Source organism: Nocardioides sp. Leaf307 (genome assembly GCF_001423135.1).
Classification (GTDB): domain Bacteria; phylum Actinomycetota; class Actinomycetes; order Propionibacteriales; family Nocardioidaceae; genus Nocardioides; species Nocardioides kribbensis.
The window spans coordinates 568,133-594,595 of record NZ_LMNY01000001.1; the positions used below are offsets into that span (position 1 = coordinate 568,133).

28 protein-coding genes are annotated in these 26,463 nt (G+C 71.3%); 18 read left to right on the forward strand and 10 right to left on the reverse strand.

All coding sequences use genetic code 11. The annotated features are described in order from the left end of the window. Window positions 1–205 precede the first annotated feature (205 nt). On the forward strand, window positions 206–1,243 hold the full coding sequence (gene gmd, locus ASF50_RS02620) for a GDP-mannose 4,6-dehydratase (protein WP_056903385.1): 1,038 nt from the start codon (window positions 206–208) through the stop codon (window positions 1,241–1,243). Here gmd and ASF50_RS02625 read toward each other — a convergent pair. Together ASF50_RS02625 and cysC are read right to left on the reverse strand one after the other, a co-directional pair. After that, window positions 1,211–2,269, reverse strand: a complete 1,059-nt coding sequence (locus tag ASF50_RS02625; RefSeq protein WP_082500106.1) for a sulfite exporter TauE/SafE family protein — start codon at window positions 2,267–2,269, stop codon at window positions 1,211–1,213. The genes gmd and ASF50_RS02625 overlap by 33 nt on opposite strands. 85 nt (window positions 2,270–2,354) lie before the next feature. Then, a complete protein-coding gene (gene cysC / locus ASF50_RS02630) occupies window positions 2,355–3,647 on the reverse strand; it encodes an adenylyl-sulfate kinase (RefSeq protein ID WP_235557534.1) in 1,293 nt (430 codons plus the stop codon). A gap of 88 nt (window positions 3,648–3,735) precedes the next feature. On the opposite strand from cysC, the gene ASF50_RS02635 reads away from it, so the two are divergent. The 5 genes from ASF50_RS02635 to ASF50_RS02655 all read left to right on the forward strand — a co-directional run bounded on the left by ASF50_RS02635 (window position 3,736) and on the right by ASF50_RS02655 (window position 6,966). After that, window positions 3,736–4,716 carry an asparaginase gene (locus ASF50_RS02635; RefSeq protein WP_056903386.1) on the forward strand — a complete coding sequence of 327 codons (981 nt, stop codon included), beginning with the start codon at window positions 3,736–3,738 and terminating at the stop codon, window positions 4,714–4,716. Between the two features lie 112 nt (window positions 4,717–4,828). Then, window positions 4,829–5,230, forward strand: coding sequence for a helix-turn-helix domain-containing protein (locus tag ASF50_RS02640; RefSeq protein WP_056903387.1), 402 nt, complete (start codon window positions 4,829–4,831; stop codon window positions 5,228–5,230). Between the two features lie 57 nt (window positions 5,231–5,287). Next, complete coding sequence (locus ASF50_RS02645; RefSeq protein ID WP_056903388.1) at window positions 5,288–6,037, forward strand: hypothetical protein; 750 nt, start codon at window positions 5,288–5,290, stop codon at window positions 6,035–6,037. A gap of 156 nt (window positions 6,038–6,193) precedes the next feature. After that, window positions 6,194–6,484, forward strand: coding sequence for a DUF2516 family protein (locus ASF50_RS02650; RefSeq protein ID WP_056903389.1), 291 nt, complete (start codon window positions 6,194–6,196; stop codon window positions 6,482–6,484). 131 nt (window positions 6,485–6,615) lie between these two features. Then, window positions 6,616–6,966 (forward strand): phosphomannose isomerase type II C-terminal cupin domain, encoded by a 351-nt coding sequence (locus tag ASF50_RS02655; protein WP_235557606.1) that lies wholly within the window; start codon window positions 6,616–6,618, stop codon window positions 6,964–6,966. A 91-nt stretch (window positions 6,967–7,057) separates the two neighbouring features. Here ASF50_RS02655 and ASF50_RS02660 read toward each other — a convergent pair whose 3' ends face one another. Next, entirely contained in the window at window positions 7,058–8,485 is a 1,428-nt protein-coding gene (locus tag ASF50_RS02660; RefSeq protein ID WP_056903391.1) for a sugar transferase, read from the reverse strand. Between the two features lie 360 nt (window positions 8,486–8,845). Between ASF50_RS02660 and ASF50_RS02665 the strand changes: the two genes are divergently transcribed. From ASF50_RS02665 to ASF50_RS02680, 4 genes are all read left to right on the forward strand, one after another. Beyond that, a complete protein-coding gene (locus ASF50_RS02665; RefSeq protein WP_056903392.1) occupies window positions 8,846–9,046 on the forward strand; it encodes a hypothetical protein in 201 nt (66 codons plus the stop codon). Between the two features lie 157 nt (window positions 9,047–9,203). Continuing rightward, on the forward strand, window positions 9,204–9,521 hold the full coding sequence (locus ASF50_RS02670) for a hypothetical protein (protein WP_056903393.1): 318 nt from the start codon (window positions 9,204–9,206) through the stop codon (window positions 9,519–9,521). A 57-nt stretch (window positions 9,522–9,578) separates the two neighbouring features. Continuing rightward, complete coding sequence (locus tag ASF50_RS02675; protein WP_056903394.1) at window positions 9,579–9,830, forward strand: PqqD family peptide modification chaperone; 252 nt, start codon at window positions 9,579–9,581, stop codon at window positions 9,828–9,830. Further along, window positions 9,830–10,984: an asparagine synthase-related protein gene (locus tag ASF50_RS02680; RefSeq protein WP_056903395.1), complete on the forward strand. Its 1,155-nt coding sequence runs from the start codon at window positions 9,830–9,832 to the stop codon at window positions 10,982–10,984. The genes ASF50_RS02675 and ASF50_RS02680 overlap by 1 nt, the downstream gene beginning before the upstream one ends. On the opposite strand, the gene ASF50_RS02685 is transcribed toward ASF50_RS02680, so the two are convergent. Next, entirely contained in the window at window positions 10,973–11,809 is an 837-nt protein-coding gene (locus ASF50_RS02685; protein ID WP_056903396.1) for a hypothetical protein, read from the reverse strand. The two genes, ASF50_RS02680 and ASF50_RS02685, sit on opposite strands and share 12 nt — an antisense overlap. Window positions 11,810–11,894: 85 nt before the next feature. Between ASF50_RS02685 and ASF50_RS18755 the strand changes: the two genes are divergently transcribed. The 4 genes from ASF50_RS18755 to ASF50_RS02700 all read left to right on the forward strand — a co-directional run bounded on the left by ASF50_RS18755 (window position 11,895) and on the right by ASF50_RS02700 (window position 15,298). Next, a complete protein-coding gene (locus ASF50_RS18755; protein WP_156718045.1) occupies window positions 11,895–12,035 on the forward strand; it encodes a hypothetical protein in 141 nt (46 codons plus the stop codon). Window positions 12,036–12,126: 91 nt separating this feature from the next. Further along, window positions 12,127–12,537: a lasso peptide biosynthesis B2 protein gene (locus ASF50_RS02690; RefSeq protein ID WP_056903397.1), complete on the forward strand. Its 411-nt coding sequence runs from the start codon at window positions 12,127–12,129 to the stop codon at window positions 12,535–12,537. Window positions 12,538–12,761: 224 nt separating this feature from the next. Beyond that, a complete protein-coding gene (locus ASF50_RS02695; protein WP_156718046.1) occupies window positions 12,762–13,538 on the forward strand; it encodes a hypothetical protein in 777 nt (258 codons plus the stop codon). Then, window positions 13,535–15,298 (forward strand): ABC transporter ATP-binding protein, encoded by a 1,764-nt coding sequence (locus ASF50_RS02700; RefSeq protein ID WP_056903399.1) that lies wholly within the window; start codon window positions 13,535–13,537, stop codon window positions 15,296–15,298. Before ASF50_RS02695 ends, ASF50_RS02700 begins: the two co-directional genes overlap by 4 nt. Here ASF50_RS02700 and ASF50_RS02705 read toward each other — a convergent pair. Then, window positions 15,286–16,311, reverse strand: a complete 1,026-nt coding sequence (locus ASF50_RS02705; RefSeq protein WP_056903400.1) for a nucleotidyltransferase family protein — start codon at window positions 16,309–16,311, stop codon at window positions 15,286–15,288. The genes ASF50_RS02700 and ASF50_RS02705 overlap by 13 nt on opposite strands. A gap of 460 nt (window positions 16,312–16,771) precedes the next feature. On the opposite strand from ASF50_RS02705, the gene ASF50_RS02710 reads away from it, so the two are divergent. Together ASF50_RS02710 and ASF50_RS02715 are read left to right on the forward strand one after the other, a co-directional pair. Continuing rightward, entirely contained in the window at window positions 16,772–17,677 is a 906-nt protein-coding gene (locus ASF50_RS02710) for a hypothetical protein (RefSeq protein WP_056903401.1), read from the forward strand. 97 nt (window positions 17,678–17,774) lie between these two features. Next, window positions 17,775–18,863 carry a glycosyltransferase gene (locus ASF50_RS02715; RefSeq protein ID WP_056903402.1) on the forward strand — a complete coding sequence of 363 codons (1,089 nt, stop codon included), beginning with the start codon at window positions 17,775–17,777 and terminating at the stop codon, window positions 18,861–18,863. A 10-nt stretch (window positions 18,864–18,873) separates the two neighbouring features. Here ASF50_RS02715 and ASF50_RS02720 read toward each other — a convergent pair whose 3' ends face one another. The 5 genes from ASF50_RS02720 to ASF50_RS20005 form a co-directional block, all read right to left on the reverse strand. Next, window positions 18,874–19,791 carry a polysaccharide pyruvyl transferase family protein gene (locus ASF50_RS02720; protein ID WP_162242357.1) on the reverse strand — a complete coding sequence of 306 codons (918 nt, stop codon included), beginning with the start codon at window positions 19,789–19,791 and terminating at the stop codon, window positions 18,874–18,876. Window positions 19,792–19,947: 156 nt separating this feature from the next. Further along, window positions 19,948–21,393, reverse strand: a complete 1,446-nt coding sequence (locus tag ASF50_RS02725; RefSeq protein WP_268778350.1) for an oligosaccharide flippase family protein — start codon at window positions 21,391–21,393, stop codon at window positions 19,948–19,950. 66 nt (window positions 21,394–21,459) lie between these two features. After that, complete coding sequence (locus tag ASF50_RS02730) at window positions 21,460–22,308, reverse strand: glycosyltransferase family 2 protein (RefSeq protein WP_056903405.1); 849 nt, start codon at window positions 22,306–22,308, stop codon at window positions 21,460–21,462. 78 nt (window positions 22,309–22,386) lie between these two features. Then, entirely contained in the window at window positions 22,387–23,649 is a 1,263-nt protein-coding gene (locus ASF50_RS02735) for a glycosyltransferase family 4 protein (protein ID WP_056903406.1), read from the reverse strand. A 173-nt stretch (window positions 23,650–23,822) separates the two neighbouring features. Beyond that, window positions 23,823–24,440 carry an acyltransferase gene (locus ASF50_RS20005; protein ID WP_082502687.1) on the reverse strand — a complete coding sequence of 206 codons (618 nt, stop codon included), beginning with the start codon at window positions 24,438–24,440 and terminating at the stop codon, window positions 23,823–23,825. A gap of 126 nt (window positions 24,441–24,566) precedes the next feature. Between ASF50_RS20005 and ASF50_RS02745 the strand changes: the two genes are divergently transcribed. Both ASF50_RS02745 and ASF50_RS02750 read left to right on the forward strand, forming a co-directional pair. Further along, window positions 24,567–25,916 carry an O-antigen ligase family protein gene (locus tag ASF50_RS02745; RefSeq protein ID WP_156718047.1) on the forward strand — a complete coding sequence of 450 codons (1,350 nt, stop codon included), beginning with the start codon at window positions 24,567–24,569 and terminating at the stop codon, window positions 25,914–25,916. After that, the gene (locus ASF50_RS02750; RefSeq protein ID WP_056903409.1) at window positions 25,916–26,461 is read left to right on the forward strand and encodes an acyltransferase; all 546 of its coding nucleotides are present in this window, start codon (window positions 25,916–25,918) and stop codon (window positions 26,459–26,461) included. Before ASF50_RS02745 ends, ASF50_RS02750 begins: the two co-directional genes overlap by 1 nt. Window positions 26,462–26,463 lie beyond the last annotated feature (2 nt).

Here is a 26,463-nt window from a genome sequence, read left to right on the forward strand (position 1 = left end):
TCCTCGGGACAGCAGCCCTCATCGTAGACCCGGCGCGGCCCGGGGCATGAAACGTCCACGTTGTCGCGCGTCATAGGGCACAAAGCGGGCCGGACGGACGGCCCGGTGCGCACCGGCGTGCCGGGCGGTCGCGGGGGCGGCGGGGGCGGTCGGCGGTCCGGGCCCCCGCTAGCGTTGCGTCACCATCGTCGGACGCAGGGGTTCCATGAAGCGCGCTCTCATCACCGGTATCACCGGACAGGACGGCTCGTACCTGGCCGAGCTGCTGCTCGGCAAGGGCTACGAGGTGCACGGCCTCCTCCGGCGGTCCTCGACCTTCAACACCTCGCGGATCGACCACCTCTACCAGGACGTCCACGACCCCGATGCGCGACTGCTGCTCCACCACGGCGACATCACCGACGCCGGACGGCTGATCCAGCTCGTCGAGCGCGTGCAGCCCGACGAGGTCTACAACCTGGCGGCGCAGTCGCACGTCAGGGTCAGCTTCGACGAGCCGGCCCACACCACCGACGTCACCGGTGTGGGGGCCGTGCGGCTGCTCGAGGCGGTGCGGGCCAGCGGCGTGCCGGCGCGGTTCTACCAGGCGTCGAGCTCGGAGATGTTCGGCGCGGTGAACCCGCCGCAGAGCGAGGACACCGCGCTGCACCCGCGCTCGCCCTACGGCGTCTCGAAGGTCTTCGCGCACTGGATGACCCGCAACTACCGCGACGGCTACGGGATGTTCGCGGTCAGCGGCATCCTCTTCAACCACGAGTCCCCCCGGCGCGGGGAGACCTTCCTGACCCGCAAGGTGACGCGCGCGGTGGCGGCGATCAAGACCGGCCGGGCCGACCACGTCTACCTCGGCAACCTCGACGCGGTCCGCGACTGGGGCTACGCCCCGGAGTACGTCGAGGGCATGTGGCGGATGATGCAGGCCGACGAGCCGCAGGACTACGTCCTGGCGACCGGCCGTGACTTCAGCGTGCGCGACTTCGTCGCGGCGGCCTTCGACCACGTCGGTCTGGACTGGGAGCGCCACGTCCGCTTCGACGAGCGCTACCTGCGGCCCACCGAGGTGGACGCGCTGCTGGGCGATCCTGGCAGGGCCGAGGCCGAGCTGGGCTGGAAGGCCACCGTGCACGTGCCGGAGCTGGCCCGGCTCATGGTCGACGCCGACCTCGAGGCCCTCGAGCACGAGGGCCCGACCTGGATCGACCGCCCGGTGCTATCCGACTGGCCGGTCGTCGGTCGGGCCTGACCCCTCCCCGACGCCCGCCCGTGCGGCCGCACGGTCGGTGCGCGAGCCGCCGTAGGACCACGAGTCGAGCTCGGAGACGGTCGGGGCGCCGAACATCGGCAGCCCCTGGCCCTTGCGCAGGAAGCCCCAGACGACGGGCACCAGCACGGCCATGACCAGGCCGATGACGCCGATGAGGATCGGGTGGGTCTCCTCGCGGCCCAGGGGCGCCCAGCCGGCCTTGTCGAGCAGCGCGACGCCCGACATGGTCAGCACGACCACGATGCCGCGGCGGATGAACGACTGCGGCACCTTGGGGGCGATCTTGCTGCCCAGGATGGTGCCGGGCACCGAGCCGATGATGAGCGGGATCGCGATGCCCCAGTCGAGGCCGTTGATGGCGATGTTGGAGATGGCTGCGGCGAGCACGAGCGGCACGGCCTGGACCAGGTCGGTGCCGACCAGCTTCACCGCGGACAGACCGGGGTAGAGCATGAGCAGCGCGATCATGATGACCGAGCCGGAGCCGACGCTGGTGATGCCGACCAGGATGCCGCCCAGGGCGCCCACGAGCAGCGTGGGGATCGGGCGGACCTTGGGGTCGGGGTCGCCGGTGGGGCCGCCGGCGCGCACGCGGCGCAGGTTGACGTAGAGCCGCAGCGCGTAGGTGAAGGCGGCCAGCAGCAGCGCGAAGCCGATGCTGAGCTTCAGGACGCGGTCGAGCTGCTCCTCGTCGGTGGTGAAGAAGTGCACGAGGTAGGGCCCGGCGAAGGCCATCGGCACCGAGCCGAGGATCAGCCAGCCCGCCATCCTGAAGTTCGGAGAGCCCTCCTTGGCGTGCACGGCGGCACCGCCGGTCTTGTAGACGGCCGCCGCGGTGAGGTCGGCGGTCACGATCGTGGCCGCCTCACCGCCGCCGACACCGAGGAAGATCAGGGCCGGCGTCATCAGGGCGCCGCCGCCCATGCCGGTCAGCCCCACGACGATCCCGACGAGGAAGCCCGCCGCGAGGATCGAGAGCGCGGTCAGGGTGAGGATCTCGGTCATGCGGGGATCCTCCTGGATCCGACGAGGGCGGGGACGACGACGCGCAGGAGATCATCGATCCGGGTGGCGGGCGACGCGGGCGCGCTCACGGCGTGGGCTCCGTCGACAGGGTCGCGGGGGTCGCCGGGGTGGAGGAGTCGTCGCGTGCCGCGGGACGGTGAGCGCCCGACAGGAGGTCGAGGTAGCCGGCGTCGCGCAGGGCGACGAGCACGTCGTGCAGGGCGTCGTCGATGGAGCGGCCCGTGGTGTCGACGCGGACGTCGGCGTCTGCGGGCTCCTCGTAGGGCGAGGAGATGCCGGTGAACTCGGGGATCTCGCCGCGGCGGGCCTTGGCGTAGAGCCCCTTGCGGTCACGCCGCTCGCACTCCTCGAGCGGCGTGGCGACGTGGACCAGGAAGAAGGCGCCGCCGGCGGCGTCGACCATCTCGCGCACCTGCTGGCGGGTCTCGTCGAAGGGGGCGATCGGGCTGCACACGGCCAGGCCGCCGTGGCGGGACACCTCGGCGGCGACCCAGCCGATGCGGCGGATGTTGGTCTCGCGGTCGGCCTTGGAGAAGGTCAGGCCGGCCGAGAGGTTGCGGCGCACGACGTCGCCGTCGAGGGAGGTCAGGCTGCGCCGGCCCTGCTCGAGCACGCGGTCCATCAGCGCCTGGGCCAAGGTCGACTTGCCGCTGCCCGAGAGGCCGGTGAAGAAGAGCACCAGGCCCTGGTCCTCGGGGGCCGGGCGGTCGCGGTCGACGATGGCCGCGACGTCGTCAGGGAGATCGGCGTCGTCGCCGGCGTCAGGGAGGGCCAGCACCGGGTCGCCGGCGGCGAAGGTCTCGACGACCTGCACGCCGAGGGCGTGATCGCCCTCGGCGTCCTCGTGGGAGGCCAGCGGCACGGCCACGACGACGGCGTCGGGCAGCGAGGCGGCGGCAGCCAGCGTGGCCCGGACCAGGGCGACCGGCGACAGGTCCGCCGTACCGGTGCCGACGAGGGCGAGCAGCGCGACGGGGCCGACCTCGCGCAGCCGGTCGAGCTGGTCGAGGCTCAGCGGGCCGGCGACGGGCACGAAGGTGCGGCCCGCGTGGCGGCGTCGGACGCTGCTGGGAGAGAGGTAGCGGTCGCGGAAGGGGCCGTACTGGGCGTGGGTCAGGGCCTCGACCGGTCCGGTCGGCCAGGGGGCGCGCGCCAGCGGCAGGCCCTCGGGGTCGACCAGCTCGACGGCACCGGCGGCCCGGGCCGCCTCGTCGACGTCGGTCGGGAGGGTCAGCGTCACGACGCTGCCGTCCTGGTTGAAGCCCGTCAGCGGCGCGAGGGCCCCGGTGGTGAGCAGCTCGAGGTCGTCGAGCTCTCGTGGGGTCGGGCAGTGCTGGGGCACGGAGGAGGCGGACACGGCCGCCATCCTAAGCGGAGTAATCGAGGGGACTTGAGCGGTCGACTCGGCGTCGGTCGGGAGGGGGCACGCGGCTAACCTCGCGGGCATGTCCTCAGCCCAGCCAGCAGCCGAGATGCCCGTCGTCGTCGCCGAGATCCAGCGCTCCGGATTCGTCGAGGGCCACCACTACGGATCGGTCGTGGCGCTGGGCGCCGACGGAGCCGCGGAGTGGTCGGTCGGCGCTGTCGAGACGCCGATCCTGCCGCGCTCGTGCAACAAGCCGGTGCAGGCCCTGGGCATGGTCGAGGCCGGCCTCGACCTGCCGCCCGACCTGCTCGCGCTGGCCTGCGCGTCGCACTCCGGGGAGCCCTTCCACATCGACGGCGTCCGGCGCATCCTCGCCGGCGCCGGGCTCGAGGAGAGCCTGCTGCTGACGCCGGCCGACTACCCGCTCGACGACCAGGCCCGTGAGGACGTCATCCGCGCCGGCGGCGCCAAGGCGCCCGTGCTGATGAACTGCTCGGGCAAGCACGCCGCCATGCTCGTCACCTGCGCGGTCAACGGCTGGGACCTCGCCACCTACCGCGACGCCGACCACCCGCTCCAGGTCGCACTCCGGGCCACCTTCGAGCGGCTCACCGGCGAGGGCGTCGACACCGTGGCCGTCGACGGGTGCGGCGCGCCGCTGCTGTCGACCTCGCTGGTCGGTCTCGCGCGGGCCTTCCGCGCCCTCGCGGTGGCCGAGGACGGCCCCGAGCGCCGGATCGCCGAGGCGATCCGCGCCTTCCCGCAGAACGTGTCGGGCAGCCGACGCGACGAGCTCACCCTGCTCACCGCCCTGCCGGGTGCGATCGGGAAGGCGGGCGCGGAGTCCTGCTACGCCGTCGCCCTGCCCGACGGGCGGGCCTTCGCGCTGAAGACCGACGACGGCGCCCCGCGAGTGCGCCCGGTGCTGATGGCCGAGGCGCTGCGGCGCAGCGGGATCGACGCCGAGGAGTGGGTGGACGGGGAGGCCGTGCGGCGCACGGGTGAGCTGGTGCTGCTGGGCGGGGGAGTGCCGGTCGGGCGGATCGTGGCCTGCTTCTGAGCTCATCCGGAAGGGTGTGCTAGCGGTGCTAGCGGGAATAGGCCCCGCCGTGTGAGGCGGTGCACAGTGCTAGCGCTTGCAAGCGCTAGCAATTGCTAGCACTATGGAACGCATGGCACAGGGAAAGGTCGGCAAGACCGTCGTCTCGCTCGGCGACTACCTCAAGGAGCAGCGCACCACCGCGCAGCTCTCCTTGCGGCAGCTCGCCCAGCAGGCCGGCGTCTCCAACCCCTACCTCAGCCAGATCGAGCGCGGGCTGCGCAAGCCCTCCGCCGAGGTGCTCCAGCAGATCGCCAAGGCGCTGCGCATCTCGGCCGAGCAGCTCTACATCCACGCGGGCATCGTCAGCCCCGACGACGGCGTCGGCGGCAGCGTGGAGATCGCCGTGCTCAACGACACGGCGCTCACCGAGCGGCAGAAGCAGTCCCTGCTCGACGTCTACCAGAGCTTCCTCGCGCTGAACGCCACCGGGCAGGGCAGCACCTCCCCGGCCGCGACCGGCGACGAGGCCTGAGCGACCACCACCCAGGTCCGGCACGGAGCCGGACCGACCCCACAGGAGGAAACAGACATGGCGAAGGCCAAGTTCGACATCAAGACCGAGGCGACCAAGGGCCTCTACGCGGGTGCCGGCGTGGCCGACCTCGCCGTCGAGGCGGTCCGCGACTACGTCGCCGACGTGCAGAAGAAGGTCTCCGACGTGCAGAAGGACGTGCACGCCAAGGTCAACGGCCTCAAGCCTGCCGCCCTGCGCGACAAGGCCACCACCGCGGTCAGCAACCGTGTCGAGACCATCACCGACGAGGCCAAGGCCCGCCGCGAGGCCATCGAGGCCCGCGTCGCCGAGCTCCAGGCGCTCCCCACGCGCGTGCAGTCGGCCGTCAACGAGAACGTCGACACCGCCACCTCGGCCTACGCCGACCTGGCCAAGCGCGGCGAGGTCCTCGTCGGGCGCATCCGCAAGCAGGAGTCGACCCAGGCCACGGTGAAGCAGGCCAAGTCGACCAAGGCCCGCGCCAAGACGACCGCGACCCAGGCCAAGAAGTCGGCCGAGGCCACCACGAAGCAGGCCGAGACCTCGGCCAAGAGCACGGCCGAGACCGCGAAGAAGGCCGCCGCCTCGACCCGCAGCACCGCCAAGACCGCGGCCAAGAAGACCACCTCCACGGCCAAGACCGCCGCGAAGAAGACCACCACCACGGCCAAGAAGACCTCGGCGCCCGCCCAGAGCAGCGCGAAGGCCACCACCACCACGGCCAAGAAGACGGCCTCCGCCGCCACCGAGGCCGTCACCGAGGCCGCCAAGAAGGTCGGCGACTGAAGAGACCCCGACGACGACCAGCTGATGCTGTTCTGACTCACGCACGACGACGAGACCCCCGGGCCCGCTGGCCCGGGGGTCTCGTCGTTCGGTGGGCAGAACGCCGTCGGAGGGCGTCGCGCCCCCGAGCGGGGCGTCGTTGGCTAGGCTCGGGGCGTGCCCAACGTGACCGAGCTCGAGCTCAACTTCTACCTCGTCGTGGCCTTCGTGATCCTCGTGGTGAAGATCTTCACCTTCGTCAACGCGCTGATGTTCTCCGGCGAGGCCTACGAGGCGGCCGGCAAGCTGACGAAGCCGGCCTGGTGCCTGATCCTCGGCATCGGCGTGGCGGTCAACGTGCTCCTGCTGGGCTCGCCCATCTCGTTCCTCAACCTGATCTTCCTCATCGCGGCGCTGGTCTACCTCGCCGACGTGCGGCCCGCGCTGCTCTCGTTGACCAGGCGGTGACATTTCGGCGTCAGCGGTGTTTCGCGCGCTGAACAGGCCTTAGCCTTTACCGACGGCTGCGCCGAGGCGCCGTCGGAGGCGTGCCGCCGGACAAGCGCGGCACGCGACGATCACAGGGGGGACAGCACGTGGTGGGAGAGACCGGAGAACGTCCATGGGGGGCCTGGCACGTCCTCGATGAGGACGAGGGCTTCAAGGTGAAGCGCATCGACGTCAATCCGCATTCGCGGCTCAGCTACCAGACCCACGAGCACCGCGCCGAGCACTGGTTCGTCGTCACCGGCAAGGCCACCTGCGTCATCGACGGCGAGACCGTGGTCGCCGGGCCCGGGCAGACCGTCGACGTCGAGATCGGTCAGGCCCACCGGATCATGAACGAGGAGGACACCGTCCTCCAGATCGTGGAGATCCAGATGGGGCACTACACCGGTGAGGACGACATCGTGCGGCTCGAGGACGACTACGGGCGACACGGCGCCTGACGCCGGCCCGGACGACGAAGGCCCGCTCGCCCCTCGGGGCGAGCGGGCCTTCGTCGTCCGCACGTCGCGGTGCTGGCGGGCCCGGGAGGCGTCAGTAGGCGCCGCGGGAGGCGAACACCGCGCCCACGGTCTTCCCGAGGATGGAGAGGTCCTGGAGCATCGACCAGTTGTCGACGTAGTAGAGATCGAGGCGGATGGCCTCGTCGTAGGACAGGTCGGAGCGCCCCGACACCTGCCACAGCCCGGTCATGCCGGGGCGCACCCGCAGGCGCCGGGCTGCGTCGACCTCGTAGCCCGCGACCTCGCGGGGCAGCGGGGGGCGTGGGCCGACCAGGCTCATGTCGCCGCGCAGCACGTTGAACAGCTGAGGGAGCTCGTCGAGGGACAGACGCCGCAGCAGGCGGCCGGGACGGGTCACCCGCGGGTCGTCCTTCATCTTGAACAGCCCGCCGTCGTAGCCGGCCTGTGCGTGGAGCGCAGCGAGGCGGGCCTCGGCGTCGACGACCATGGTGCGGAACTTGAAGCACCCGAACTCGTCTCCGTGACGGCCGGTCCGGGTCTGCTTGAAGAACACCGGGCCGCCGTCGGAGATGCGCACGGTGGCTGCGATGGCCAGGAGGAACGGTGCCATGCCCATGATGAGCAGGAGCGAGCCCGCGACGTCGAAGGCGCGCTTGCCCCAGCGCGACGCGTCGGTCCAGGTCGGCGGGTCGATGTGCATCAGCGGCAGTCCGCCGACAGGGCGGACGCGGATGCGCTCCCCCGAGATGTCGGTGACGCTCGGGGCCACCACGACGTGGATCTTGGTCTCGGTCTGCTCGAGCTCCCAGACCGTGCGGCGCAGCTGCCCGGCTGAGCCCAGAGCACCCCCTGCGAAGAAGATGACGTCCGCTCCCACGGCGGCCGCGCGGAGACTGGCCTCCTCGGCGTCTCCGAGCACCGGGATCCCGCCGGGGGTCTCCTCGCGATCATCGGCCGCCGGCGTGAGCGCGCCGATGACGCGATAACCGAGCCAGCTCTCGCGACTCAGCACCGCCGCGATCTCGTCGATGTGGGCCTGTGTCCCCGCGATGAGGACGCGCTGGCCGAAGCTGCCTCGGCGTCGCGCGCTGTACAGGGCGCGACGGAACAGGAACCGCCCGAGCAGCAGCGACGGCAGGCCGAGGACGACGGACATGAGGAAGAATCCGCGCGAGAGCTCGAAGTCGGTGAGGTAGGACCCGACACCGGTGAGACCGGCCGCGACGAGCCCACCGTTGAAGACGCGCTTGTACTCGTCGGTGCCGGCACCGAACACCTCCTGCCGGTAGCCGCCCAGAGCCGCGATGACCGCCAGCCAGCCGGCGACCATGAGAGGCCCGGCGACCGTGAGCGTCCCTTCGACGTTCGCAGGATCCCCGAAGACATCGAGCTCGCGTCGTCCGATCGCTGCGAGAGCCCCCACGCAGGCGAGGATGGCGGTGTCGATCACCAGGGCACTCGTCGGCAGGTAACGGAAGGCGCGCTTGGCGCCGGTCACCTCGGCTGTGCTCGGTCGAGTGTCATGCATCGTGCTCATACGTGCCCCCACGTCGTCCCGCCCTGAGTAACGGGTCGCTTGATGGAGTGACGTCGTCGTCCCCCCGTGCTGTGCCAGACGGCGCCGAGATCGCCGGAGGCACAAATGTAAAATCCATTCCAATGTAAGTCGTCTGCCGCGTCATCGCCACTCGGCCGGCTCGACGTCTCACGACGCCCGTGCCGCCAGCCTCGCCGATGGTTGTATCCACGGGGTTTCCGGCCCGTGAATGCACGGGGGTGGGACCAGTGTCACGGACGCTCCGGTCGGGGCACCGCCCGCCGGCGCAGGCGGGGAGGGCGCCATGGCTACGCTGGCGCGATGCAGCGTGTCGCGGCGGTCGGTCTCTTCGTGACCCTCACGGTCTGCGCGCTGCTCCTGGTGGCAGGACACGGTTGGTGGGCCGGCGCGACGTTCTGGTCGCTGGACGCCGACCACGGTCTCAACACGGGCGACGTCCCGGTGATCGCCTCCTGGGGCGTCGGATCGGTGGCGTGCTGGCTCCTGTGGAGCTCGGCCTAGGAGACGCCGGTGCGCCGAGGGCCCGCCACTCCTCCGATCGGACGACGGAATCGGGCCTTTCGGCCGTTGCTCCGGGAGCGTGTCGGGGCGAGGATCGCACCACGTCCCGACCCGAAGCCCGTCCGCGAGCAGTCACCGACCCTGGAGGCCGCACTCCGTGTTCCACCTGATGCTCCCTCGGACCTCGTCGAGCGGCCACGCCCCGCGACGGGTCGACCGCGACCTGGAGCAGCGTTTCGGTCGTGCCTATCGCATGGCGTGGGAGATCAGGGAGTTCACCGGATCGTCCGACCCGAGGCCGCTCGTTGCTGCGTTGACGACGCACGGCATCACCGAGGCGGAGCACCGCGACCTCCTCGACGCCGCGGTGCGCACATGGCGGCGGGGCGTCGAGTCGGAGGTCCGGGCCTGGCGTCGGGTCGCGAGCCATGCCGGCGCTGCGGACGGCGTCTGGGCATCACCGGTGTGGCCGTAGGCTCCTCGCATGACCGGGGGCGACGTGATGGCAGATCGGTACCGTGCGCGTGACTCGGTGAGCTGGCAGAAGGTGGACGACGAGATGGTCATCCTCGACCTCGCCTCGTCGACCTACTCGGCCCTCAACGGTTCTGCCTCCGTCCTGTGGACGGCGGTGGTCGGTGCCCAGCACGGCGCGACGGTGGACGGACTGGCGTCGGCGCTGGTCGACGCGTTCGCCATCGACGGCGCCACGGCCGCCGCCGACGCCTCGGCGTTCGTGCAGGACGCCGTCGGCCGAGGTCTGCTCGAGGTCTCCACCCACTGATGCCGCTGTCGCTGGAGCCTCTGGAGCTGGCGGCGGGCATCGCGCTCGAGCCCGACGACGGGCGTCGTTGTCCTCCACCCCGTGCCCACGGGCGCTCGGCGCGCGACGTGCTCGAGCGTCTGGTGCTGGACCGCGCGGTCGACGGGAGGCGCTTGGCGGTCAGCTTCTCGGGCGGTCGCGACTCCTCGCTGATCCTGGCCGTGGCGTGCCGCGTGGCCCGGCGTGAGGGTCTGCCGATGCCGATCGCGGTCACCAACAGGCACCCCTCGGCGGAGTCCCGGGAGGACCGCTGGCAGGAGCGGGTGATCCGCCACCTCGGTGTCACGGACTGGGTGAGGATCGACGTGGCCGACTCCATGGACGTCCTGGGCCAGAGGTCGACCCAGCTGATCGCGTCGGGAGGTGTGTCCCTGCCGCCCAACTCCTACCTGCACCTGACGATCGCGGAAGCCGTCGCGGGGGGCGTCGTGCTCACCGGCGTCGGGGGCGACGAGGTCCTCGGGACCCCGGGCTCGCGAGCGGCGGCCGTCGTCACCGGGAGGGTGCGCCCCAGGCCGCGCGACGTGCTCCCGCTGGGTCTTGCCGCCGCCCCACTGCGCGTGCGGCGCGCGTGGAAGGCGCGCGCCGGCTTCCCCTTCGCGCCGTGGTTGACCCCGTCGGCAGAGCGTGAGGTGTCCCGCCGGCTGGCCACCGACGACGCGAGGCCTCGGCTGCGGTGGGACTGGGAGGCGGCTCGGTGGGCCCGGTCCCGAGCGGTCGCGCTCGGCGCTCGTGCGCTCGGCTCCGTGGGGGACCTCTACGGCTGCGCCATCGTCAGCCCGCTCGCAGACCCGGCCTTCGTCGACACCTTCGCCCGCGAGGTGGGGTGGGCCGGCCCGGTGAGTCGCACCGGGTCGATGGAGCTGCTGGCGAGCGACCTCCTGCCGCCCGACGTCCTCTCGCGTGTCTCGAAGGCCAGCTTCGGAGGCACCGTCTGGGGGCCGGACTTCAGGGCCTTCGTCGAGGCGTGGTCGCCGGATCGGCTCCGTCGCGACCTCGACGGGCTGGTGGACGCCGAGGCGCTGCACCGGGCATGGCTCAGCCCGTCGCCGCCGTACTGCTCGATGGGGCTCGTGCAGCAGGCGTGGCTCGACGAGGACCGCTCACCCGCCTGACGCCAGGCCGTCCAGCACGTCGACAGCCTCGTCGGTCGAGTCCCAGCGACGGGGTCGGGTGAGGGTCCAGACCGGTCGGGAGAGCAGCTCCAGGAAGCTGCTGTCCCGGCTCGGTCCGCGTCCGAAGCCCTCGGCGCGGGCCAGGACGTCGAGGCGTCGGGACAACGGCACCTTCTCGGCGAGCAGCCGATCACCCCACCGCAGCTCGACGAGACCCCCCAAGGGGGCCTCGTGGGGAGCGGGGGAGAGGACGGTGCGCCACCGGGCCTCCTCGCCGCGTCGCACGAGCTCTCCGCGGCCCATCGTCGCGGCGCTGTCGTCGCGCAGGTCGGCCCCTCGGGGGCCCGCGAACACCGTCCCTGCCTCGATCACGGCGAGATCGTCGCTCTGCACGGCGTGTCCGCACCGGTCGAGGGCCGCAGCGAGCGAGCTCTTCCCGCTCCCGGGTCCGCCGGTGAGCACCCAGGACCGGCCACCGAGCACGACCGCGGCCCCGTGCAGCGTGGTGCGGCCCATCCACCGAGACGCGACGCCGGCGATGAAGGCGAGATAGGGATGGTGCACCTCGGCCTCGCTCACGGGTGACGGAGCCATGATGGAGGCACGGACACCCGAGTCCCCGCTCTGCTCCCGGTGCACGGCGATCGTGGCCACCCCGGCCGATCGCAGCTCCACCCGGTGGTCCTCCCACCTCAGCCCTGACTCCGCCGGAGCCGGGCCGGTCGCGAGCTCGAGCCCGAGCGGGATCCACTCCAGCTCGCGGGGGCCGACCAGTCCGGCGCGCGCGCGTAGCCGGTCGACGGTCATGCCGTACGCGTGGTACACGCCACTTCGCCTCTTCCGCTGACAGCGGCTGCTGTTACATTTACTTCCGACCGCGCAGGTGGCGCGGCGAGACCGGGGGACCATCATGACCTACACCGCACCGACCATCACCGAGCTGGGCAACGTCCGCGACTTCACGCTGTCGCTCAACAAGGTCGGCTTCGAGCCGGACCAGTACTCCGCCGTCGTGCCGATCGTGGGATCCATCGTTCCCGCGGTGCGTTGATCCCTGTCACGACGACCGTCAGCCCCGCCCACCCTCGTGGTGGCGGGGCTGTCGGCTTCCGGAGCGGTTCGACTCCCAGGCCCACTGGCCGATGAACTACGCCCGGAAGCTCCTGCGCGGTGTTCACGTCTGCGGGCTCTACGCCGTGGTCGAGGTGCTGCTCAGGACCCGACGACTCCCCGAGGTGTGCTCCGCGCTCGGCGTGGCGCTCGGCGCCGAGCCGTCCACGCCCGCGGTCGCTGGGCTGGCGCCGACGACTGCCCATCGGGTCAGTCGTGCCCTCCGGGGTGCCCGGCTGGTGGGGGCGCGATGGCCGTGGCGCGGCACGTGCCTGCGGCAGAGCCTGGTGGCTGGGCGTCTCCTGCGTGATCTGTCCCCCGCCCTGGTGATGGGGGTGAGGCGCGACGAGACCGGTGCGCTCACGGCCCACGCCTGGCTCGTGGTCGACGGCTGCTCGCTCGACGTCGAGTCCCCGCACTACGCCGTCCTCGACGTCGGGTGACCGACTCCGAGCCGGCCGGCGCGGATCCCACCTACCTGCTGCACGGCCTGAGGATCACGAGCCCCGTGCCGATCGGGGCGGTGTCGGACGACGGGACGCCGGACCTCCACCTGGTGCGTCACGACGGGCCGCCGGAGGCGCCCGGACCTGTCCTCCTGGCCGCCGTGGACGAGGGGCCGGGACGTCGCCGGCACGTCCTGTCCGAGCGCGCCGAGGGTGGGGCCGTGCTGAGTCTCACCGGTGCCGCGAGCGTGGCCTTCCGGACCGGCTCCGCGCGGGCCGAGCTCCGCACGGCCCCGGGAGTGTCGGACGAGCTGCTCTCGGTGCTCGTCGCCGGACCCGTCGCCGTCGCAGCAGCGGCCCTCGCCGGCCACGCCGTGCTGCACGCCAGCGCGGTGCTGCTGCCCGAGGCCGACGGTGCTGTCGCGTTCGCGGGTCCGAGCGGGTCGGGGAAGTCCTCCCTCGCCCGGCTCCTGTCGGGGTCAGGGCGACACCTGCTCTCCGACGACGCCCTGCGCGTCGACCCGCCGCCGGCGGGCTCGCAGACGGTGACCGTGCACCGTGGGACGACCGGCTCGCGCCTGCGCGGGCGAGCTGACGAGCTGGGACGCCTCGTGCAGACGTCCGGCGTCGGGGTGACCGCCGACGGACGCCACGTCCTGGAGGACCGCCGCGCGCCGGGGCCGCCGACCGCGCCGCTGAGGCTCGTGGTGCTGCCGAGACTCACCGCGGACGTGGCGGCACCGAGGCTGAGCCGCGTGCCCGGCGCGGCCGCACTCCCGGTGCTCGCGGCCGGTAGTGCGCTCGACGGGCTCTCGGCTCCGGGTCTGCTGAGGCGACAGTTCGAGGCGGCGGCAGAGGTGGTGCGCAGCGTCCCGGTCGTGGAGCTGTGGCTCCCGTGGCACCCGGGTGTGCCGCTGACGGCGTCGCTCCAGGACGGTCTCCGGGGCATGCTGATCGGCGTCTGCGGTCGCGCAGGTCGCCGGGGTGGGCGGACATGAGGTCGGCCGTCGGCGGCGGAGCGGTCGGGCGCGCCCTGGCCACGGCGTGGACCGCCGACCGCGGCGGCGTCCTGCGAGCCTTCCTGCTCCAGGTGCTGGGTGCGTCGAGCGCCCTGGGCGTGGTGCTCGCGAGCAAGCTCGCGATCGACGGACTCGTGTCCGACGAGGGGGGTGTGCCTCGCCTCCTCGTGGTCGCGCTTGCTCTCCTGGCCGTGACCACGGCACTCGCCAGCTCCATCAGCGTCTTCCAGCAGCAGCAGCAGCGCCTGCTCGGTGAGAAGGTGGGCCAGTACATCTGGCGACGACTCCTCCGAGCCTGCGTCGCGGTCGACCTCGTCACCTGGGAGTCGCCCGCCTTCGCGGACCGGCTCGAGCGGGTGCGGAGCAACGCGCTCCAGCGTCCGACGACCGTGGTCGGGGCCCTCATGGGACTCGCGGGCAGCGCGGTGGGCATCGTGGGCATGGTGGCGGTCCTCCTCGCCATCGAGCCCCTGCTGATCCCCGTGCTGATCGCGGCCGGAGTGCCCTCGGTCCTCTTCTCGCGCATCGCGAGCCGTGCGGAGTTCCGCTTCGCCAGCGGCGTCAACGCCGGCCTGAGGCGACGCATCTACCTCAAGCAGCTGATGACGGGTCGACCCTTCGCCGCCGAGATCAGGGCCTTCGACGCAGGACCCCACCTGGTGGGCCGCCACGACGCCGAGGACGTCGCCTACCTCGGTGCGCTGGAGTCCCACGTGCGCTTCCGGCAGCGCGTCGGGGTGCTCTCGACGCTCGCGTCGGCGGTCGCACTCGCGGTTGCGCTCCTGCTCATCGTGCTCCTCCTCGACCGCGGGCGCCTGTCCCTGGCCGAGGCGGGTGCGGCGGCCATCGCTGCTCGTCTGCTCGGGGGGCAGCTGAGCGCGGTGTTCACCGCCGTGGGGACGCTGGTCGAGTCGGGGCCGTTCCTGCGCGACCTGGAGGACTTCCTCGCCGGCCTGCCCCAGGACAGCTCACGTGGTCGACGCGGTCCGCTCCGCGACGCCCTGTCGGTGCGCGGGGTCAGCTTCACCTACGGCAGCCGGGACACGCCTGCGGTGAAGGACGTCGACCTCGACCTGGCGCCCGGTCAGGTCGTGGCGGTCGTGGGGGAGAACGGCTCGGGCAAGACGACCTTGGCCAAGATCGTCGCGGGTCTCTATGCGGCCGACACCGGCACGGTGCTCTGGGACGGCGAGGAGCTCGCCCGTGAGGACCTCCGGGCTCGGGTCTCGGCGGTCTTCCAGGACTTCGTCCGCTACCAGCTGAGCGCAGCCGACAACGTGGCGATCGCCGACACCGCGGCGCCGCACGACCGTGCCCGGGTGGAGCGTGCGGCAATCGGGGCAGGCATCGACGCGGCGCTCGGGGCGCTGCCACGGGGTTACGACACCCACCTCGGCCTGGAGCTGTCGGAGGGCTCGGACCTGTCCGGGGGCCAGTGGCAGCGAGTCGCCCTGGCCCGTGCGCTCTACCGCGACGCCTCCGTGATCGTCCTCGACGAGCCGACGGCGGCGCTCGACCCCCGAGCCGAGCACGAGCTGTTCTCCGACGTCAGACGGATGCTGGAGGGGCGGGCGGCACTGCTGATCTCCCACCGGTGGTCGAGCGTCCGGCTGGCCGACCACATCTACGTGATGGACGCAGGCCGCGTGATCGAGCACGGGACGCACGACGAGCTGCTGGCCCGGCAGGGCCGCTACGCCGAGCTCTACACGCTGCAAGCAGCGGCCTACCTGGACTGAGGAGGGCGACGGTGTTCGTCGTGGAGAGCCTCCTGACGTGCCACCTCCACCCAGCGGGCGTAGCCGGCGTCGTCGAGCGAGGCCGCCCGAGGGGTGCCGGCGGGCCACGGACGCCTCAGGTGGAGGAGTGAGAGCCTCGCCGTGCGTGCCAACGCGTGCGCCGATGCTGCGGTGGTCGGGCGGGTCGCGGCGTACCAGGACCGGGCCGTGCGGGAGGAGACGGAGGGGGCGGATGGAGGGCTCCGGCGACTGATCCGCCGCAGCAGGGCGTTCCACGCCGTGCCGGGTGCGAGTGCGTCGGCCCAGGGCGAGCAGGTGGGATCCAGCTGGGTCACCACGTTGTCGAGGACCGCCCGGACCGCCACGGTCACCCCGTGGTGGTGCGCCCGCACTGCGAGATCCTGCGGCGTGCGGTCGATCCAGCGGAGGCACTGCTGCACGTCGAGCAGCCACCGCAGCTGGTGCCCCCCGGACAGGCACGCGTGGAGCGCCGTGTGGAGCACCATGTCGAGGTCGTCCAACGTCGCGACCTCCGACGCAGCAACCGTCCGAGTTACGCGGCGGTCCAGCAGGTCGCGGGTCGACAGCCGGTAGGCGTCACGGGTGCGGCCGAGGTTCACGAGACTCCAGTGGAGGTCGAGCACCGTGCCGTGGGGGAGGGTCAGGCCCAGCTCGGCCGTGCGGGCAGCGTTGACGTGGTCCCAGTCCACCTCCATGAGCGTCGCCCCCGCCTCGCAGAGCGCCCTCACCGCGGCATCGACCTGCAACGGCGCGACCAGGACGTCGAGGTCGGTGAACTCCCGCGACCGCGGCCGCGAGAAGACGACGTCGGCGAGGACCGGGCCCTTCAGCAGGGCCCAGGGGAGGCCGGCGTCGTCGAGCGCGGTGGCCAGGAACTGCAGGTCCCGCCCGGCCGCGAGCTGGCGTGCTGCCGTCAGCAGCTGCAGCTGCCGCATGCGGGTGGCCACCGGGTGTCCTGCGTCGCCCAGGGCCACCGTCAAGGGCAGGAGCACCCCGGCATCACGCGCTCGTGCCGCCCACTCGGCGCCAGTGGGCGGTGCGGGGGCCGTCGTGCCTGCTGCGACGGCGCGGGTCGCCAGCCTCACGAACCGGTCGTCCTCGTCGAGTTGGGGTGGGCGCCGTCGCACCACGTCACTATGGCAGGCCGGCGCACAGGGTGCGCACGATTGCTCTTCCGAGCCGCGGGCCCGCGCCGTGACGCGGGCGAAACACCCCGTGCGTACCGTGGAGTCGATGCCTTCTCGACGAGTGCTCCCACCTCTGGTCGCCTTGGTCCTGGCAGGAGCCAGCGCGGCGGCGGGCTGCTCGTCGCCCACCGGAGGACCGTCCTCACCTGAGACGTCGGGACCTGGGATGTCGGGCCCGGACACGCCCTCGTCCCCGGAGGGGTCCACCCCCGCCCCCGTGGCGCCGGATGCGAGGGCTGCGGCCCAGATGCTGCCAGCAGGGGGCGTGTTCGGACCCGGGAGCGAGTGGCGTCGCCAGGTCGGGGAGGCCCCGGTGGCCGCCGACAGCGAGGAGCTCGTCGATCAGCTGGCCTCCCAGGTTGAGGTGAGGTATGGCGGCGTGGCCGCCTTCAACGACGGTGAGTACAACGTCGCCTACTACCGCGTGCCGCCGGGCCAGCCGAGGGTCGACGTCAGCTTCGACGACTGCCAGGGCAAGGGCTACACGCCGTCGGAGCTGACCGATCCGGCGGTGGGAGGACACTTCCTCGACGTGCCCGTGCCCGAGGGCGCGGTGCCTGCTGCGGGAGCAGACGGCGAGCTGACCGTCCACGACCCGGCCGCCGACCAGCTGTGGGAGCTGTGGAAGGCCCGTCGGGTGGACGGCGTCTGGCACGCATGCTGGGGCGGTCGTCTCGACGACGTGAGCGCCAGCCCCGGCTTCTTCCCCGGCTACACCGGGGTCGCTGCGACCGGGCTCTCGGTGACGGGTGGGGCGATCGGACTCGCAGAGGTCCGGGCTGGTCGGATCGACCACGCGCTCAGCCTGAACGTGGTCGACGCCGCCCATTTCACGACCTACAGCTATCCGGCGCAGCGCAGCGACGGCAACCTCCCTCTCGGGGCGCCGGCCGCGATCGAGGAGGGTCGTCGCTTCCGCCTCGACCCAGCACTCGACCTCGACACCCTCGACCTCCACCCCATCGCGCGCCTCGTGGCCGACGCCGCCCAGCGCTACGGGTTCATCGTCAACGACCGTGCCGGTGCGGTGTCGGTGATCGCGGAGCGCGGCCCGGCCTTCGTCGACGCGTGGGCAGCAGCCCGGGGCGACACACCGGGATACGGGGTGATGGCCGGGTTCCCGTGGCGCTCGCTCCACGCGCTGCCGCCTGACTACGGAGCTCTCGAGTGACGACCGGAGGTCTGGGCCCTTGCCCCTGAGGCGCCGATGGGCGCGCTTTATGCTGTCGACATCGCGCTCACGCGTCACGACCAAGAAGGTGCCACCCATGTCTGCTCGTCGGGTCGTCCTCGCGGCCCCCTGCACGACCGTCGAGGAGGGCAACCCCTACATCGGGCAGCTCTACCGTCAGGTGGGCGCTCATGGCTACGACGTGCGGCCGTTCAGTCGCCGCGCACTCCTAGGGCGTCCCGAGGTCATCCACGTGCATTGGCCTGAGCAGCTCGTGCGGTGGTCGGCCTCCGGGACGACGGCGTGGACGGATGTCGTGAAGGTCTTGGGGCTGCTGTGCCTCGCGAGACTGCGCGGCTCGCAGATCGTCTGGACGGCGCACAATCTCCATCCGCACGACGTCACACGCCCCCGCCTCACGGGCGCCTACCTCCGCGCGTTCGGTGCGCTGACCTCGGGCGTCCTCAGCCTCAGCGATGCGGCCACGCGCGCGCTGGAGAGAGAGCACCGCTGGCTTGCGCGCAAGCAGGTGCGCACCGTGGTGCACGGGCACTACCGAGACCTGTACCCACGGCAGACCTCCCAGACTGCGGCTCGGCGCGGCCTGGGACTGGCGCCCCAGTCGCGGATCATCCTGGTGCTCGGTCAGATTCGCCGCTACAAGCAGGTCCCCGAGCTCATCGACCGGATGGAGTCTCGCAACGACCCGACGCTGTGCCTGGTCGTAGCCGGGCGGGTCGAGGACGACGAGCTCCGGCAGGAGCTGCTCGCGGCGTCCGGACCACATACCGTGCTCCGACTGGGTCACGTGCCCGACGCCGAGCTCCCGTTGCTCCACGCTGCGGCCGACATCGTGGTGCTGCCTTACTCAGGTCCCTCCGTGCTCAATTCCGGGGCTGCCATTTTGGCGCTCTCTCTCGCGCGGCCGGTCGTCGTCAGGCGGTCGGAGCCGATGGAGGAGTTGCGCGACACCGTCGGCGCGGACTGGGTGCACCTCTTCGACGGAGGTCCGGAGCAGGCACTCGACGTCGCTGCTGCTGTCGAACCACCTCGCGACGAGACCCGGCCGGATCTCTCAGCCCTGGACTGGGGTCGGATCGGCGCTCAGACGTGCGAGTTCTTCGATGAGCTGGTCGCCGCGGCCCCCAGAGGGTTCTGGACGGGCTCGCGCCGTCGGTCCGACTAGCAGCTTCGTCTCACCGTCGTTGCGGGAAGCGCTCCTGCAGCCGACGGTAGGCCGACTCGACGTCGCTCCACGTCGCCGCGAACTCGTGCAGCGGATCCGTCGCCGTCCAGGTGTCCCGCAACCCGGAGATCTTCCCGTGCCGGTCGTTCACGACGACGTGGGGGATCCCGTACAGAGTGCTCAGGACGTGACCGTGGAGCCGATCGGTGATGACGTGCTCACCTGCGCTCAGCAAGCCCCGGGCTCGGGCGAGGCTGGCTCGGGCCAGCACCGCCGCGGCGGCGACCGCAGGAAGCCGCCCGGCCCGCCCGGGGACCTTGCGCTGAGCCCGGTTGAGGAACTCGCTGGCGGCGAGAGCGCGGCGCGAGGCAGACCTCGGGTCGGCCTCCAGCCAGTCCCACGGTCGGGTCGAGAGCGATGCCGCGACCTGGGCGCCATCGCCGCCCGCCTCCTGGTCGGTGCGGGTCTGGAGCGAGACAGCCCGGTGCGGCGCGGACCGCGCGAGATGTCCGAGGAGCACCGCGGTGTCAGGGACGAGCTCCACCCGGCAGTCGTAGTCAGCACGCGCGAGGTCGAAGCTGGGCTGGTCCCGGACGAGCAGCGTGACCGCGCCGTGCTGGGCGACCGCACGGCGCAGCTCGTCGCGGTGCTTCTCGTCCCGGTAGTTGATCGACTGGGGCAGCTGCAGGAGCGGGCGGCCCTTCGAGTGTCGCAGCAGCTCCAGTCGCAGCGCGTGGTGCGTGGGGTAGAGGCCGCCCCAGTTCCCGCCGCCCTGGGCCACGATCGCGTCGTCAGGTCCTAGCAGATCGGGTCGGAACGACGTGCGGTCGAGGACACGCGCGATGCGAGCGCCCACGTGCTTCGCCGCCGCGGCCGCGCCGAGGTAGAGCGCTGCGTCGCCGCAGTTCAGATAGTTCGGGTAGTCCACGTAGGTCCACGTCGCGTTGTGCGGGGCGACCTGGGAGAGCGTCGACCTCAACGTCGAGCTGAGGGAGTCGAGGACGGTTGACCGCGGGGACCCCGGGGCGGGACTGGCGGCTGGATGCATGTGGTCGGCACCTTTTCTTCAGCAGGGGATGGTGGTTCATCGGGCGGAGGTGGCCCGGCTGCTCGCGGCGGTCGGACCGCGACGCGCGGCGCGGGCAGCGCCGAGGACGTCACGGGCCAGCAGCACGAGCAGGAGGGGGTAGAGAAGGGCGACGATTGCGGCGTCGAGGATCAGCGTGAGGAACGTGGAGTAGCCGTCGGCAAGGACGAGGTTCAGCGCCGGCACCACCGCGCACGCGACAACGGCGGCTGCCAGCACCCGCAGCGGGAGCAGGAGGCAGTGGTAAGGCGCCCCCACCACGCGGTGGAGCACCACCTGCCGGACAGGGAAGGTGACGCACTGGCGCACGAGCAGCGCCCACGCGAGCTCGCGCAGGCCGAAAGGAGCCACCAGGATGACGACGGCTACGTGGGTCGCGACGATGAAGCCCGTCAGGATCATCTCGGCCCGCAGTTTGTTCACTGCCACGCACAGTGAGCGGTCGAAGTAGCTGAACACCCCCACCGCAGCCGTCACCGCCGTCACTTGGGCGACCTGCGCGGTGGTGGCCCACTGCTCGCCGAAGACGAACGGGATGAGGTCCTCGGCGGTCACGGCCATGAACAGCAGCGTGGGGAACAGCAGGACCCCGGAGGCGGCCATGGCGAGCTCGTAGCCGCGGAACAACCGCCCTGGGTCGCTCTGCACCTTCGCGAAGGTCGGTGTGGCCACTGCGTTGATCACCTGAGTGCCGGACTCCTGCACCAGCCGGACCAGCCGGCTGGCGACAGTCCAGAACCCCAGCGTCGTCGTCGAGTACAAGCCCGCGAGCACGAAGTCCTCGCTGCGGTCGCGCGACTGGGTCATGAGGTCGATCGACAGCAGCTTGAGTCCGAAGGCGAACATCTCCCGGACACGCTCTCGGCGGACGACGGCACGAGGGCGCCAGGTCACGGCGAACCAGACGACGATGGTGCTGACGGCCGCCGCCACGACGTACTGCGCCACGAGCGCCCAGACGCCCGCACCCGCGAGCGCGGCGACCACCGCGACCACCGAGCCCACCAGGGTCGCTGCGCTGCCTCGCAGCGCCAGCGGCTTGAAACGGAGGTCACGCCGCATGAGCGCCGCCGGCACACTCCCTGTTGCGGTCACGACCATGCTTAGCGCGAGAACAGGCAGGACGTCGGCGAGCGCCGGAGAATCGAACAGGCTGGCCACGGACCCGGCGCCGAGGGCGAGAGCGACGGCCAGGCCGCCTGCCAGGCCCAGGCCGACCCAGAAGACGGTGTCGATCGTGTCGTCCTCGAGATCCGGCTGTCGCACCAGGTAGTTGGCGAGCCCGCTGTCGCCGATCGTCGTCAGCACCAGGATGATCGCGAAGGCGAGCGCCACCACGCCGAAGTCCTCCGGGGCCAGGGTGCGCCCCAGCACGATGAACGTCGCAGCACTCATCGCGCGCGCGCTCCAGGCTTGGGCTGCAGTCCAGGCAGCACCCGTCATCGCGCTGCGGCCGAGGCCGGGTCCCTGACTCACAGCTGGACCTCCGGGGCAGCGCCCGGCGTGGGCTCAGACATAGAAGGTTCCCGATCGCAGCGACTGTTGTACCCGGCCCACGATGATGCTGGCCTGGGCGCCCATCGACGTCCGCGCGGTCCGCAGGTCGCCGGAGCGGATCCCTCGGGCGAGGGTGGAGGCCAGGTACCACGCCGACCGGCCCGCGACGCGCCGGGGCATGCCACGGTCTCGGAACCGAAGGAACAGGCGGACGTGCGAGCGTCCGAAGGCGACGCGCTGTCGGTGGGTGGAGCGCGCGGTCGGTCGTTGGTGGTAGTCGATCGTCGCTTCATCGACGAGGACGAGCTCGTGTCCGGCGAGTTGCGCACGCCAGAAGAGATCCGTCTCATCACCACCACCCCGGAGCTCCGGGTCGAAAATTCCGATCTGGTCCAACACGCTGCGCGCTATCGCGCAGTTCGCGCCAGTCGGCCAGGGCAGGAAGTCCAACCCCTCGTTCAGCTCGCGCTGCCAGGTCGCCGTTCCGTCAGACCGGACACGGCGCAACGCACCTCCCATGGCTCGGGCACCGTGGCTGTAGGCGGTCCAGAACGCTTCGATCCATCCGGCGTGGACGACGTCGTCCGCGTCGCAGAACAGGATGAGGGCGCCACGAGCCGCCTCGAGGCCGGCGTTGCGGGCCACGTTGATACCCGGTGCAGCATGTGCGTCGACCAACCGGGCACCGAGGGGATGGTCGGTCACCACCGCCCGGCTGTCGTCGGTCGACCGGTTGTCGGCCACCAGGACCTCGAATCGCGCGGCGGTGCGTTGTGCAGCAAGAGCATCCAGCTGCCGGGTGATCGTCTGGGCGCCGTTGTGGCAGGGGATGACGACACTGACGTCCACGGAGTCGATCATGAGGCCGTCTCGCCCGCGAGGCCGGTGGAGGCCGGACCCTGCGCCCCTCTATGCCGTGTCGGAGCCAGCAAGAACGCCTCAACCATGCGCTGGCCGACCGCGGTCAGAAGCGGCTGCCGGTCGCACAGCCCGACGATAGATGTCGCCGATCTGATCGATCTTGCGCTCCCAGTCGAAGTGGGCCTCCACTCGGGCACGACCCTCGGCACCCATGCGCCACGCGAGAGCACGGTCCTCCCCGAGGCTGCGCATCGAGCTCGCGAGCCCGGCTTCGAGGGCCGCTGGACTGGAGGGATCGATGAGCAGGCCGGTCTCGCCCGCGACCACGTAGCTGGCAGGGCCACCCCAGTCGGCCGCTATGACGGGCAGGCCCACCGCCATCGCCTCCAGGACGACGGCTCCGCCGCACTCGTAGATCGAGGGCAGCACCAGTGCGTCGACCTGCCTCAGCACTGCGGCGCACTCGTCCTGGGACAGCTGGCCATGGAATCTGACCCGCGATGCGACGCCGAGCTCGGCGGCGAGCCGCATCAACTGGTTGTCCAGAGTCCCGGTGCCGACGACCTCGAGCCGATAGTGGCGGGGGGTGGCGACCATGGCTCGCAGCAACAGGTCCACCCGCTTCCAGTCGACCAGTCTGCCGACGAAGGCGAAGGTCGGGGCTCCTGTCGGCGGCTCGGAGCGCTTGGCGAACGTCGTCAGATCGACGCCGTTCTCGACCATCCGCACGACATTGCCAGCGCGGACCGCACGCGGCAGGGCATCCGACGTCCGCTGATTGGCGACCATGATCACGGCGGCGCGGCGCTTGCCGTCCACCGCCAGGTTGGCGACGTCGGCCGCCGATCGGACCAGTCGCCGCACGACGCGTTCGGAGCGACTGACCTGGGCCTGGAAGCCAGGCGGGTACGTCATGCCACCGTTGAGCGGGCCGATCACGACAGGCGCTCCCATGGACGTCATGAACGACGGCTGGCGCGGTGAGACGGGAACAGGCTCGTGCACGACCACGGGCCCCGGAGCGGTGGCGGCCAACGATCGTGCTGCGCGCCGGAGGTCCAACGCAGTGATGGCCGCCATGACCAACCACACCGTCATCGACTTCACGTTGCGCGGGAGTCGCATCCCGGCACGCTCCACGAACCTGCTCGCGCGCCGGTCCTTGGTGAAGTGGATCCGAGAGGACTCTCCGGGGGCCTGCGTGAGCAGGTTGTCCCGGTTGCGCTCATGGGTGACGAGGTGGGCGTCCACCCCCCGCTGCCTCAGCAGACGGAAGTAGTGCCACGGCAGGATGGCCTCGCCCCCCAGCTCAGTGCTTGCATTGGTAGCGACGATGATCACCCGCGGAGACCCGCCGACACGGTCGGCTGGGGCCACGGGACGTGGGGCAGTCATCTGAATCCCTCCCCCCGGTGGGGTCGATGCGGTGGCCTGACATCGCAACCCTGCCCCAGCGCCCACGGCCGGGGGAAGCGGGGGTGACCACAACCACCAGTCAGCCCACCGGATCGCGGTCAGGGTGCGGGATCGCGACCGATGTAGCCGGCTCCGTGCACCATCAATTCGTCGAGCACGGACCGCTGTTGCTGCGGCGGCGAGCGGTGTCCGGCCGGCAGGTCGGCCTGGTCCCACACCGGGCCTTGGTCGATGGAGGCGCGGTGCCGGGCGACCCAGTCCGCCAGAGTGGCCAGGGGGCGGGCGGGTACGCCGCCCACCACGGTCCCCGGCGCCACGTCGCTCGTCACGACCGCTCCAGCGGCGACGACCACGTCATCGCCGATGGTCACTCCGGGCAGGATCACCGCATGCGCCCCGACGAAGACCCTCGACCCGATACTCACCGGCGCGATGCGGGCGTAACCGGTGTGTCGCAGCATGCTGGCATCGTGCGTCAGGACCACGACGTCCAGCGAGAAGGCGACGTCGTCGCCGATGGTGAGCAGCCACGGTCGTCCGGGGTCGAGGTGCACGCCGTTCATGGCAGCCACACGTGACCCGATGGTCATGCCAGCGTCCCGGAGCGAGCCGAGGTCCGGGACCCTGCGCCACTTGCGCCGCACCTTGCGCAGGGTCTCATCGAGTCGGGTGGGGCCGCGCTCGGCGAGTTCCCACGACGGTGCGAGTCTTGACATAGTCGGAGTGTCCAGCCTGGACACGTGTGCAGTCCAGGGTTAAAGCCCGACTACTGTGGGAGGACACCGCCGGTCCCTTCAAGGGCATCGTCGCCCCGAACTGGCCGGTCCGTCGTGGGGGGCAGTGTGAGCGTTCAAGGCGCCGAGGTCGCGAAGCGCCGGACGAGAGGTTCCGATCGACGGATCCGTCGTCGCGGCGAGGGTCACCCTGCTTTCGTCTGGCTGTTTCTCGCCGGCTTGATAGCCAACCTGTTCGCTGGCAACGCCTATCTCCTGGGGCTGCCCTTGGGATTGGACCGTCCCCTCTTCCTGCTGGCCGCCCTCCTCGTGGTCCTCGATCCGTCGATCGAGAGATTGCGACCGCGCGCGGTGTTCGCGGTGATGGGAGCATGCGTGGCGTGGTCCCTGTGGTCGTGGATCAGCACGGGTGGTGTGCGGGAGACCGTGAAGGCGTTCGCCCTCGCCGATCGCGTCGTCGTGCCGTTCCTCATGTTCGCTCTCGGGGCCCTCATTTTCTCCACACCGGCTCGCCGGACCTTGTTGCTCAAGGTCCTCGTGGTGCTGGGGGTCTACCTCGGGATAACGGCGATCGGTGAGATCAGCGGCACGACTGCCCTGGTCTGGCCACATTGGATCCTCGATCCTGGTCTGGGAATCCAGTTCGGCCGCGCTCGCGGCCCTTTCCTCTATTCAGAGCCGATGGGCATGACCGGGGGCCTGTGCCTTTTCGCAGCGGGACTGCTCGCGTTCCAGAGCGGCGGGTGGTGGCGGCGCGCCGCAGTCGTGTGTGTGGTGTTGAGTCTCGTGACCGTGGTGTTGTCATTGACCCGCACCGCCTGGATCGGCACGCTGGCCGCCGTCGTCGTCGTCGGCCTCGCCGTGCCTCGCATGCGTCGTTGGCTCCCAGCCGTCCTAGCTGGTCTCGCTGCGCTCCTGGTGCTGCTGCTGCTCGCGGCCCCCAGCCTGACGGCGCTGCTCACGGAGCGTCTGACGACGGAGCGGTCTGTCTACGACCGTGCACTGACCAATGCTGCCGCCGGTCGCATCATCGAGACCTACCCGCTGGAGGGTGTCGGCTGGGGTCGCTTCGTGGCTGTGTCACCCGAGTTCGTCAGGCAGGCCGACACTTACCCGCTCACCAACACCGGCATCGAGGTGCACAACGTCTTCCTGGCCCGCGCCGCCGAGACTGGCCTGATCGGGGCAGCCTTGTGGGGCTTGGCCATGCTTCTGGGCCCGATCAGGTCGGTGATGACCCCGGCCAGCACAGCAGAGATGCAGGGTTGGCGGGTCCTCGCGCTGGCTGGGATCGTCATCTGGCTTTTTCCGACCATGCTCAGCCCCAACAACTACCCCTTGCCCAACAACCTTGTCTGGCTCATCGGGGGCATCGCGGGGCGAGCGCTGCTGGTCAGGCCCGCATGGGCCTCGCGCACTCGCCCACCGGAACTGGATGCGGCAGAAGGAGCGCTCTGATGCCCTGGAAAGACCTCGTTCGCCGCTTCCGTGACGAGACCCTTCCGCGAGAACGCCTGCGTCGGGCACACCCCGCAGCAGTAGTGGCCGGCGCGGTGCTGTTCAAAGGCGATCCGGCCCGCACCGAGCTCGGCGCAGGTGTCTTCGTGCAAGGGCCGACCTCGATCTTCGTGACCGACGGAGGAGGACTCACTGGCGCGTCGCTGTCGGTCGGACCACGGACCTACATCGGCGAGTTCAACAACATTCGGTGCGCCGGTGCGGCTATTCGTATCGGTGCCGACTGCTTGGTGAGTCAGCACGTGACGATTGTCGGCTCCAATCACGGCACCGCCGCTGGACGGACTGTCGTGAGTCAGGACTGGTCCGGGCAGGGCGTGGTCATCGGGGACGACGTGTGGATCGGCGCCGGCGCGGTCGTGCTCCCCGACGCCAGGGTCGGGGACGGCGTGGTGATCGCCGCCAACAGCGTGGTGCGCGGCGCGATCCCCGACTACGCCGTCGTGGCCGGCGCGCCGGCTCGTGTCATCGGCCAACGCAGCTGAGA